The sequence below is a fragment of the Mucilaginibacter sp. RCC_168 genome (assembly GCF_041355315.1).
Lineage (GTDB): Bacteria > Bacteroidota > Bacteroidia > Sphingobacteriales > Sphingobacteriaceae > Mucilaginibacter.
Window position 1 is genome coordinate 140,332 of sequence record NZ_JBFUPN010000006.1, and the last position, 11,517, is coordinate 151,848.

At 39.4% G+C, this 11,517-nt stretch carries 7 protein-coding genes; 6 read left to right on the forward strand and 1 reads right to left on the reverse strand.

The genetic code is table 11. The features are described from left to right. The first annotated feature begins 13 nt into the window (after positions 1–13). Both AB6735_RS07065 and AB6735_RS07070 read left to right on the forward strand, forming a co-directional pair. Entirely contained in the window at positions 14–3,091 is a 3,078-nt protein-coding gene (locus AB6735_RS07065; RefSeq protein WP_370995166.1) for a SusC/RagA family TonB-linked outer membrane protein, read from the forward strand. Positions 3,092–3,115: 24 nt separating this feature from the next. Then, positions 3,116–4,813 carry a RagB/SusD family nutrient uptake outer membrane protein gene (locus AB6735_RS07070; RefSeq protein ID WP_370995167.1) on the forward strand — a complete coding sequence of 566 codons (1,698 nt, stop codon included), beginning with the start codon at positions 3,116–3,118 and terminating at the stop codon, positions 4,811–4,813. Between the two features lie 346 nt (positions 4,814–5,159). Here the strand turns inward: AB6735_RS07070 and AB6735_RS07075 are convergent, their stop codons facing one another. Beyond that, entirely contained in the window at positions 5,160–5,486 is a 327-nt protein-coding gene (locus tag AB6735_RS07075; RefSeq protein ID WP_370995168.1) for a YegP family protein, read from the reverse strand. Positions 5,487–6,097: 611 nt separating this feature from the next. Between AB6735_RS07075 and AB6735_RS07080 the strand changes: the two genes are divergently transcribed. The 4 genes from AB6735_RS07080 to AB6735_RS07095 all read left to right on the forward strand — a co-directional run bounded on the left by AB6735_RS07080 (position 6,098) and on the right by AB6735_RS07095 (position 11,515). After that, a complete protein-coding gene (locus tag AB6735_RS07080; protein WP_370995169.1) occupies positions 6,098–6,718 on the forward strand; it encodes a hypothetical protein in 621 nt (206 codons plus the stop codon). A gap of 310 nt (positions 6,719–7,028) precedes the next feature. Beyond that, on the forward strand, positions 7,029–9,605 hold the full coding sequence (locus AB6735_RS07085) for a BamA/TamA family outer membrane protein (protein ID WP_370995170.1): 2,577 nt from the start codon (positions 7,029–7,031) through the stop codon (positions 9,603–9,605). 183 nt (positions 9,606–9,788) lie between these two features. After that, positions 9,789–10,382, forward strand: coding sequence for an RNA polymerase sigma factor (locus AB6735_RS07090; protein WP_370995171.1), 594 nt, complete (start codon positions 9,789–9,791; stop codon positions 10,380–10,382). 167 nt (positions 10,383–10,549) lie between these two features. Next, complete coding sequence (locus AB6735_RS07095; RefSeq protein ID WP_370995172.1) at positions 10,550–11,515, forward strand: FecR family protein; 966 nt, start codon at positions 10,550–10,552, stop codon at positions 11,513–11,515. Positions 11,516–11,517 lie beyond the last annotated feature (2 nt).

The following is an 11,517-nucleotide window of genomic DNA, read 5'->3' on the forward strand; positions in this document are numbered from 1 at the left end:
AAAACAATAAATTATGATCAAATTTTACAAAAAACAAGTGTTTTTAACAGGCTTGTTGTTAATGTTTTCTTTATTGACTTTGGCCCAGGTGAAAATTACCGGGGTTGTAAAAGACACAGAAGGACAACCAATGCCTGGTGTTACCGTAGCGGTAAAAGGTACCACGGAGGCAGTAAGTACTACAGACAATGGCAAATTTACCATCAATGTGCCTGCAAATGGTATTTTAACATTCTCATTTATTGGATATAATTCCAAAGATGTTAGCCTCAATGGTAAAACCAACTTAACAGTAGTATTATCGGCATCATCAAAAGCCTTAAACGAGGTTGTTGTGGTGGGTTATGGTACGCAAAAGAAAGTGAACTTGTCTGGAGCTGTTAATACAGTTAACACTAAAGAATTGGTGAACCGTCCGGTTACTTCTTTAACTAACGCCTTAGAAGGTACAGTTCCCGGATTAACGATTATTTCAAGGCCTGGGGATGTTGGCGGTGATATTGGTTCAGTGAATGTACGGGGGCGTGGTAACCTGGGTACGTCAAGTCCGCTTTTTGTAGTTGATGGAATACCTATATCTGCAGGTGATTTTGCCCGTATCAATCCAAATGATGTGGAGAGCATATCTGTTTTAAAAGATGCGTCCGCATCTGCAATCTATGGTTCCCGTGCTGCTTATGGTGTTATGCTGGTCACCACAAAAAAGGGTAAGGAAGGGCAGATGCTTATCAATTACAATGCCTATTATGGCGCCCAAAAAGCAACAGTATTACCTCATTGGTTAGGTGCTTATGATTATGCCACATTAACAAATGAGGCCCTTACTAATGCTGGCAAGTCGCCAAAGTTTTCCGTAGGCGACCTTCAAAAAATACAGGATCACTCAGATCCAGATCATTTTCCTGACAATGACTGGTATAAGCTGACCTTACGAAAATCGGCGCCGATCACAGAGCATGAGATCAATATATCTGGTGGCGGTAAAACCAGGTATTTTGTAAGTGGATCGTTCTTTGATCAAAATTCACTGCTACCGGGAAAAAATCTCCAGCGTTATTCGTTCCGTTCAAATACGGAATCACAAGTTAGCGATAAATTTAAAATAGGATCAAATGTATCTTATATCCGCGATGGCCTGGATAACAAAGGCGGCAATGTGAGCTTTACCACCCTTAACCGGGAAGTGCCTTTAATGGTGAATAAACAAAGTAATGGTGAATGGGGGAGTATTAATGGTGGAATAGTAGATGGAACATTGGCAGCAGGTAACCCATTGCGTACTTTGGCCGAAGGCGGCAGAAACTCGTATGTGAGCACCAGATTTATTGGATCTGTGAATGGTAATTATACCCCTGTTCAGGGTTTAAATATTAATGGATTGGTATCCTACAATACTTATAATTACGTAAGCTCAACCTTTACCAGTACTATTGACCCTATCTTAAGCTTCACTACAGGAGCGCCAATAAGTGGCACTGGGGTAACTCCAAACCAACTGGATGAGTCCTGGGAAACGAGCAGCAAATTATTAACGCAAGCTACAGCCAGTTATGAAAAAACAGTAGGTAAACATTATGCTAAACTATTGGGAGGAGCTTCATACGAACGATATGACGACCGTACCATTGAAGTTGTGCGTAAAAATTTTGTTAATAATGATCTTAACGCTATTAATGCGGGTTCCGCCGATCCTTTAAATACAACAAGTACCGGAAATATTAATGCCAATGCCTTTGAATCGGTATTTGCCAGGTTCAATTATTCTTATAACGACAGGTACCTACTGGAGGCCAGTATACGGGCCGATGGTTCATCACAATTTGCACCGGGGCATCGCTGGGGGTCTTATCCGTCTTTTTCGGCAGCCTGGCGTATATCCCAGGAAGATTTTATGAAAAATATTACCTGGTTATCCGAATTAAAAATACGCGGTTCATGGGGTAAGCTTGGTAACATTAGCAATGTAGGTAATTATGATTTTTATGATGGCTTAAAAACTGGTACGGCCGTAATTTTGGACGAAAGCAAGCAAGATGGTGTTTGGCCGGGCAAATTGTATAACCCTACATTATCCTGGGAAAAAGTAACCATGACCAATGTGGGTTTAGACGTGGGCTTGTTTAATAATAAACTGAACCTGCAGGTAGATGCATTTAACAGGATGACTAATGGTATATTATTAACAAATCCATCTTTGCCAGATGAAGCGGGGCTCATTTTTTCAACGGATCCTAACGTAAATACAACACCTTCTGCAAACCTGGCAAAAGTTCAAAATAAAGGATTTGAATTATCCCTGAATTATAATAATCATATAGGCGAGTTTAAATTTTCAGTGGGAGGAAACTTTAGCCGTATATGGAATAAGGTAATTGATCTTGGTGGTTTGGGTGACCAGGTGAACGGATATTATGTTAACCGTGTTGGCACGGCCATTGGTTCGTTTTATATGTGGCAGGCCGACGGTTTATTCGCCACAAACGCCGAAGTTGCACAACATGCCACCCAGTCAACCAGTACCAAAGCGGGTGATATCAAATACGTGGATCAAAACGGAGATGGAAAAATTGACGGAGATGACCGTGTGATTGTTGGCAATGATGTGCCTTACATTACTTACGGAGTTAACCTCACCGCAAACTACAAAAACTTTGATTTTGCTTTATTAGGTCAGGGTGTTTCTGATGTGAAAGTATACCTGGAAGATGAAGCTTCCCAGGCGTTTTTTAACGGGGCAGGAGTAAAAGCCTACGCTTTGGATAGATGGACAACGGCAAACCCTAATCCAAATGCATCATATCCCCGTTTATTAACATCTGCAGATAATACACAAAACTTAAAACAATCAAGTTTTTGGTTGTTTAATGCCGATTATTTCAGGATCAAATCATTAACACTGGGTTACAGCATCCCTAAATCTGTTCTCCAAAAAATACATATACGTGGTTTACGGATCTATGCATCAAGTAATAACCCGTTCACTATCAAGGGCGACAAGAGATTAAAAGATTTTGACCCTGAAGCCGCCTCTCAACGCGCTGCATATCCTCAAATAAAATCATACTCATTTGGCGTAAACCTCACGCTTTAACTCACACTGTTTAATTGAAGTTTTATGAAAAGAATATTATATATATCCATTATATCTTTTACACTCTATACATTAAGTAGTTGTAAAAAATCATCACTTGATCTGCTTCCGCAGGATCAGGTATCAAATTCTACCTTTTGGACATCAGCAAACGATGCCCGCTTAGCGCTCAACGGCTGTTATGCATACCTAAACACTAATAACAATACCGGCACAGGGTATTATTATGCCTATGATGATGGTGGTTCTGATAATGCTTATGCCCAATATCCATGGGAAAGTAATGCTACATCTATTGCAGCCGGAGATATTGATGCTACTCTTGACCAGGGTTATAATAACCGTTATTCGTTTATCCGTAGATATAACTACTTTCTGGATAATGTAGATAAAACACCGATGGATGCGGGTCTTAAAAAACGGTTTATTGCCGAAGCCCGGGTTTTGAGAGCTTTTACCTATTTTGAACTGGCCAGGATATTCGGCCCTGTTCCGTTGCTTAAAAATAGTTACACAGACCCAGCGACCACCGGAGTTACCCCAACGCCTCAGGCAGATGTTATAGCTTTTGTTTTATCAGAACTGCAAAGTGCGGTAACAGACCTGCCTGCAAGTTACGCGGGTGGAATTAATAATGAAACCGGCCGGATCACCTCAGGAGCTACATGGGCTATTATGGCAAGGGTTCAGCTTCAGTTTGGCAAATGGGCCGATGCCGCAGCCAGCGCCCAAAAAGTGATGGGAGCAGGTTACCAACTATTCAGAAAACCGACCATTACGGCCGATGATATGAAGGATGATTACACCAACCTGGTAACTTTTGCTAACGATGATGATAAACAAAAATTTTACAAGGGTCTGGCCAGTTACGAACAGCAATTTTGGGCGGTAAATGAACAAAGCAGTAAAGAAATTATTCTGGCCTCGCAAAATGTAAGCAATTCATCATATGCAAATGGTAACGGACTCCGCACCTTATTTCCACCATCTGATCTGGGTGGATGGAGCTCGATTACGCCAACCCAGGAACTAATCAATGCCTATTGGGACAGGAACGGTAATATGTTTACACCCCCAAGCGCAGCTACACGTGCAACCAATTATAATAACGGGACAGTAAATTCAGCTTATCTTGCCGAATTTAAAAACCGTGATACCAGGTTATATGCCAGCATATTGTTTCCTACAAATCCGTGGAATGGTTTTACTTCCGGATATAACTTTACCTGGGGAAAAGGGGGCAATAATAATAGCAAAACAGGTTATAATTTCAAGAAACTGGTTGACCCAGCTTACACCGCTGCCGATTGGGACGGGGCACAGGATTTTCCGATCATTCGTTACGCCGAGATACTGTTAACTTATGCCGAAGCCAAGAATGAAGTAAGTGGCCCAGATGCTACCATTTACGCGGCACTTAATGATATCCGCGACCGTGCAGGAATGCCTCCAATAGCACAGGCTACCATCAATACCCAGGATAAATTGCGCCAGGTTATACAGAATGAGCGCCGTATAGAACTGGCGGCCGAAGGGCAACGTTTATTTGATATCAGGCGGTGGAATATTGCACAAAATGTAATGCAGAATATTTATGACATCACTAATAACATTGTACAGGAGCGTAAATGGCAATCAAAATTTGTGTTGATGCCATATCCGCAAAGTGCGCTTGATCATAACGCCAATTTAAAATCGGCACAAACGGCTAAAGGTTATTAAAAAAGTATAGATCTTAATAATTTTTGACTTATCACTTACTGCAAAAGCTCCTTGGATCATATCATCCAAGGGGCTTTATTTTATGAGCTGGTTAAATGTGCCTGTATTCATCAAAGTTAGAATCCTGATTTTTTCTCATCTTAAAACAGCGTACGGGCCATTCAAAATTGTCATAATAATTGTCCTTATGATCTCTGCAGATATTGCTGCTTAGTGCCATTTTATTTCTGCCGGTCAAATTTAAAAGCAATACGGAAAAAAGCCAGGTGAGTTATAAAGAATATTTAAATGAAAAATGCCCCGGAAATGAGTCCGGAGCATTTTGCTATTCGAAATTTTTGATGAATTACTCTTCTACAGTAGGTGCATCTGGAGCATTTTTCTTAACTGATTCAATGCCATTGTCGCGGCTGGCAACACTTTCATACATTTGACTCTTGCCAATCACCTGACCGTTGGATGCTTTCAGATTAAAATAAAACTTCCCATTTTTAGAGTCGGCTCTTTCAAAATGCTTATCATCAGACGCATTCTTTTTAACAGATTCGATACCATTATGCATAGCAGCAGTTGTTGTATATCCTTCGCTTGAAAGAATCACCTGACCATTAGTAGCTAAAAGATTAAAATAATGTTGTCCGTCTTTACCTGTTTTAGTTGCAAATTTTCCCATGGTTGTAGATTTTTGATTTACACGAATATACATTTTTTTGAATAAATGAAATAGTTTGGATAAGGAGTAAGCTTTGTTTTTATAAAAAGAATAATTTGATCAAGTGCTTATATAGGTATTTAATTAAAGCATGTTGATATGATTTAACCATAGGTTATAAGTGGCTAAATGTTAGTCGTTTTTTTAATATTAAGACCATTGAGCTTTTTTTATATTGGTGACTTTGGTTTTTGAAATAATAAGTGGAAACAACTAATTCTTCATTTATTTTTTTTAGATTTAAATAATCATTATGAACATTTATTGAACTTAAATCTATTAATTATGGAAGAATTCATTCAAGAGGTATCAACAAAAAAACAAGTATTTCGATAAATCAGCAAAGGAAGCATCGAAATCTCCATATCCCATCTGTTAGATAAATTATCCGGGGGGTACAAGAAAGTATTAAATCATCTGTTTACAGAATTTCTTCATCTATTGAGAATGTTTTAATAGTAGAGAAAATAAACTGAGGAGCTGTTTTAAACCTATTAGTATAGTATCAAGTCGAAACTGTTAAACATCTAAACCAAATTTCAATTATTTCGTTACAACTAAATTATTTTAACATGAAAAAATTATTTGTATTATTATTCTCAGTATTATTAGTAAGTGCCAATACGTTTGCACAAACAACTGACGCTGCTGTAAAAAAAGCTAAAAAGAAAGCTGCCGATAAAACAGAAAAAGCAGCCGATAAAGCAAAAGCAACAGCCGACGACAAAGCCGATAAAGCTGCTGCAAAGGCAAAAGCCAAGGCCGATGCTAAAGCCGAAAAGGAAGCTGCCAAAGCAAAAGATGCTAAATCCAAAGCCGACGATAAAGTAGCAACTGCAAAAGAGACTAAAGCCAAGGCTGAAGATAAAGCGGATAAAGCCACTGCAAAAGCAAAAGACGCAAAGTCAAAAGCTGATGATAAAGTAGCAGCAGCAAAAGATGCTAAAACAAAAGCTGATGATAAAGCAGAAAAGGCTACTGCAAAGGCAAAAGATGCTAAAGATGATGTAACTGCAGCAGTTAGTACTAAAAAAGCAAAAGCAACAAAAACTGTTACCGAAGCCGCAAATAAATCTGAGGATAAAGCTATTGGTAAAGATGATAAAGGCAGAACTATATATTTAGGCCCAAGAGGCGGTAAGTATACTTTATCTCCAAGTGGCAACAAACAGTATATCAAAAGAACAGAATAATCTTTCTCAGGTTAAAAGATCGATTCTGAAGCCCTGTAAATCAAGTTATTTACAGGGCTTTTGTTTTTATATAGATGTAAAAACCACAAATAAATAATATATTTTACCAGTTCGCTCATTTAAAGAGGACTATGCTTTTGCCGTTTGTGATTTTTAATTAAGTTTAATTTAAGCTAAATTCGTCGTAGATATTATTCATAGATGCTTCACTTAATAGGTTTGTCTATATAAGTAAATTGTTTTATCAGCTATATAAGTAATTTCATTAATTTAATTCTTAGCTAAATATTTCAAGTACAAAAATTAACCCATGATAAAAAAAATACCTTCTCTACTTGTTTGTTTAGCGTTTGTAATACCCGTGCAGGCTCAGGAAATAGCACCGTCTGCCTGGCAAAAGTTTCCGGATAGTACTATAGTCAAAATTCACCCTTCTTATAATGATGTGACAGGCGTACATCGCTGGTTATTTGGTACGAACTTTCGTAAAGAATGGGCCATGTCTGTTAAACTACCGGTGATCAGGTTGTCGCAGGTTAACGGAGGTTTAACAACTATAAAACAAGGCGGCGGCATGCAGTCAAAATCATTACGCCTGGAAGATAAAACTGGCAGGGAGTGGGTATTAAGGAGCGTTGAAAAAGTACCTGATAAGTTATTACCGGAGGGTTTACAAGGTACATTTGCCGTTGATTGGGTAGCTGATGAGTTTAGTGCTCAACATCCGTATTCAGCCCTTATCGTTCCTCCGTTGGCTGCTGCTGCGAAAGTACCTCATGCTAACCCGGTTATTGGTGTGGTTGCGGATGATCCGGCCTTGGGCGAGTATAGTAAAATATTCACCAATATGGTATGCTTACTGGAAGAACGCGAACCTATAGGCGAATCTGACAATACCTTTAAGATGCAGCGTGAGCTAACTAAAAACTATGGTAACCGGCTTGATGGCGAGGCGTTTTTACGAGCACGTATGCTTGATTTATTAATAGGCGATTGGGATAGGCACGAAGACCAATGGCGTTGGGCAGTAACTAAAGATGATAAAGCAAGACATTATGTAGCTGTACCTCGCGACCGTGACCAGGTATTCCATGTTAACCAGGGCTTATTTCCATCTATAGCCGCGCTTCCCTGGATCGATCCTTTGTTAGGAAATTTTAAGGGTGATCTCTCCGGGGTGAAATATTCCTTGTTTAAAACAAGGTTTATGAAGCAATTTCCGGATGCCCAGATAAGTTATGATGATTGGATGCGTATCGCTAATGAATTTGTTAAAGCCGAAACGGACGAGGTTTTAGAAGCCGGCTTAAAACGGTTACCTAAAGAAACGTATGATTTTCGACACCGGGAACTATTATCCATACTGCAAAAACGCAGGGACGATATACCAGCTGCCATGGCCGAATACTATCGTTTTATAAACAGGATAGTTGACCTGCACACCACCGATAAGGACGAACAAATCACCATTAGCGATGCACCCAACAAGGCTATGCATGTAACAGTAGAAAGCCTTAACAAAAAAGGTGAGGCTAAAAATAAAATATGGGATATGATTTATCAGCCGGATATAACCAAAGAATTAAGGTTGTACACTGCCGCAGGTAATGATCATATATTGATCAATAATGCTTCGTCGCCAATTAAACTACGTATTATTGATAGCGTTGATGACAAAACTTTCGATGTAAAACAAACCAACAATAGTGTAAAAGTTTATGGGCCAAAAGACAGTACCAGTTTTACGGGTAGTGTAAACCGGGTTAGTAAGCACTTGTCTGCCGATACGCTGAACAACCGGTTTGTCCCTACTAACCTTTACAATGTTTGGATGCCCCTGGCAACAGCCGCTATTAATGCCGATGATGGTTTCTTATTAGGATTAGGTTTTAAGTATAAAGGTGTAGATGGGTTTCGGAAATTACCTTATTCTACTATACAACAGGTAATGATCACCCATTCGTTTGCTACGGACGCGTTCAGGATCAAGTATAACGGGGAATGGATCCAGGCTATAGGTAAAGCCGATTTTACAATGCAGGCTTACATCCAGGCACCGGATAATACGATGAACTTTTTTGGGCGTGGTAATGAAACCAAGCTTACCAAATTTCCAGGGTATCGCCGGTTTTATCGTGCCCGTTTCGATACCTATCAATTAGACCCTGCTTTGCGCTGGCATACAGGTAAAGGAAGTACATTTAGTGCAGGTCCGTCATTACAATTCTATCATATGAACCCCGGGGATAATGCCGGAAAGTTTATTACCCTGCCATCCACCCATATCAATTCTTATGATAGTACTACTTTAATTAAGGACAAAGCGCATGTCGGATTGATTTTAAATTATGTGAGCAACCGCCGTAACAATTATATATTACCATCCGCTGGCTTTTATTTCAACGTAGTTGTTCAGGGTTATACCGGGCTTAACAATTACTCCAAATCATATATGCAGATTAAGCCGGAGTTTACCTATTACCAGAAATTAAATTCAAAGGGTACTATAGTATTATCAGATCGTGTCGGCGGTGGTGTAACCATAGGCGATCCCGCATTTTATCAATCCCTGTTCCTGGGTGGACAGGGGAATTTGCTTGGTTTTCTTCAAAACAGGTTTGCCGGTCAGCAAATGGTATTTAACAATCTTCAGGGTAGGGTAAAGGTGGCTAAGATAGCCAGTTATATTTTACCGGGTGAGTTGGGCTTAACCGGGTTTTATGACGCGGGCCGGGTTTGGATAAAAGATGAACATTCAACTACCTGGCACCAGGGTGTTGGCGGTGGTTTATACTTTTCGCCAGCCGGCTTAACTATTGTACAGTTGCTTGCCGGGCACTCTAATGAAGGGTGGTATCCATATTTTTCTTTAAATTTCAGAATATAATTTAACCGGGGGTACAAAATTGTAAACCATCATTTTTGGGGTTTACATTAGTAAAAATAAGAAAGACCTGTAGTTTATGTTATCATAGATTACAGGTCTTTTTAATTTGAAAAGTTGTTGTTAATATAAATTTAACATGGATGTTTTGTTATATAAACATGCCCGGGTTTAATTTGCAATCCGATGATGGAAACAGTAAATATGCCCCTATTACATACATTGGATGGATTTGAACGCATATTTAGGGAAAATTACAATCCCTTGTTCAGTTATGTAAAAGCCATGATCAATGATGAGGAACTGGCAAAGGATATCCTTTCCGACCTGTTTCTCAATTTATGGCAGCAAAAGGATAAGTTGCAAATTAATGAGCTGAAACCATATTTATTCCGCGCGGCAAAAAATGGTACTCTAAAGGCCTTGTCATCGCGCTATCAAACATCACAATTGCCCGATGATGCTTTTAATATTCCCGAGAATACCTACAACCCTTTTGAAAAATTTGTTGCCAAACAATCTATCAAAATAGTTGAAGAACTGATCAATAAACTGCCGTCACATCGTAAGGAAATGATCGAACTAAGGTTACTTGGCCTTAAAAATGCCGAAATAGCCCTGGTGCTTGACATTACCGAGAAAAAAGTAGAGTACAATATGCGCGAAGCTATTGAACAGCTTGGGCACGCTGTTCATAATGGAAATTTTGACAAAGCCACTATTGCCGGCGGACTAATGTTGATTAGCATGATACTTACCGCAAACAGCCACATGATTTAATTACTGGTATAATAAAATAGCCCGTAATGAATATTAAAACACCAAAGAGCCGGATCAAGTCCGGCTCTTTGGTGTTTTATCGTATTTAACAAAAAGTTAACAAACTCGTAATTATTTCTTTAGGTGGAAACTGAGTTCCTAATGCTCTTTAAATAAAATTAAAAAGCGTGAACTGGGAAACAATACTAAATTATGTAAATGGTGAATGCCGACCCGGCGAAGCTCAGGAAGTTGTAAACTGGGCTGATGAACAAACCGAATATCGATATCTGCTTACTTACCTGGAACGCAGAAAACAGCAACTGGAGCAACCTTTAAGGCAAATTGATATTGACGAACAATGGCTGCATCTGCTCGATAGGATTTTTGAGCTATCAAAACCAGGCAATAAAAAAGCCAGTCAAAGGCCATATTGGTACTCAGGGATCGCTGCCAGTTTATTGTTGTTTTGCTTTTTAGGCTGGTTTTATGTACAGAAGGCCAAACAGGTAGGTAATAATCTGCAAACGCTGCAAAGCGCACAAAATATAGGAGGCCGACTTACTTTGCCCGATGGTACGCAGGTGTTTATGGCGCCTGATTCGAAGATCAGTTATACAAACACATTTGGTATCAATAAACGCGAGATCCAGTTAACCGGAGAAGCTTTTTTCGAGGTCAAGCACGATCCACAGAAACCTTTCATTATTCATACACTAAACCATTTAGCGGTAACCGTATTGGGTACATCTTTTAATGTTTATTCGCGTCCCAAATCAAATATCGAGGTTAAGGTAGCCACTGGCCTGGTAGGTGTAACCGCCAATAGTAAAACCAATTATTTAAAGGCCGGTCAGCAGCTTATTTATCAATTAAATAGCCAGCAAGTGATCATTACGAAAGTAAATACTCATGATGCTTCGTCCCTGCAAAATCAAACCCTGTTTTTTAATAATAACAATGCCGATGAGATAGCCGAGAAATTACAGCGCTGGTATAATGTAAAAATCGAAGTACAGCCATCAGCCCGTAAACGAGCCCGTTTCAGCGGCGAAATGAAAGATACCGGTATTAATAATCTTTTACCGGGCTTAAGCTACGCTACCGGCCTCAATTATCGATATAAAAACCCTCACACTATTATAATATTCTGATT

Coding starts and splice junctions, on each gene's coding strand:
- AB6735_RS07065 (WP_370995166.1), top strand. CDS start 14: ATGATCAAATTTTACAAAAAACAAGTGTTTTTAACAGGCTTGTTGTTA.
- AB6735_RS07070 (WP_370995167.1), top strand. CDS start 3,116: ATGAAAAGAATATTATATATATCCATTATATCTTTTACACTCTATACA.
- AB6735_RS07075 (WP_370995168.1), bottom strand. CDS start 5,486: ATGGGAAAATTTGCAACTAAAACAGGTAAAGACGGACAACATTATTTT.
- AB6735_RS07080 (WP_370995169.1), top strand. CDS start 6,098: ATGAAAAAATTATTTGTATTATTATTCTCAGTATTATTAGTAAGTGCC.
- AB6735_RS07085 (WP_370995170.1), top strand. CDS start 7,029: ATGATAAAAAAAATACCTTCTCTACTTGTTTGTTTAGCGTTTGTAATA.
- AB6735_RS07090 (WP_370995171.1), top strand. CDS start 9,789: ATGATGGAAACAGTAAATATGCCCCTATTACATACATTGGATGGATTT.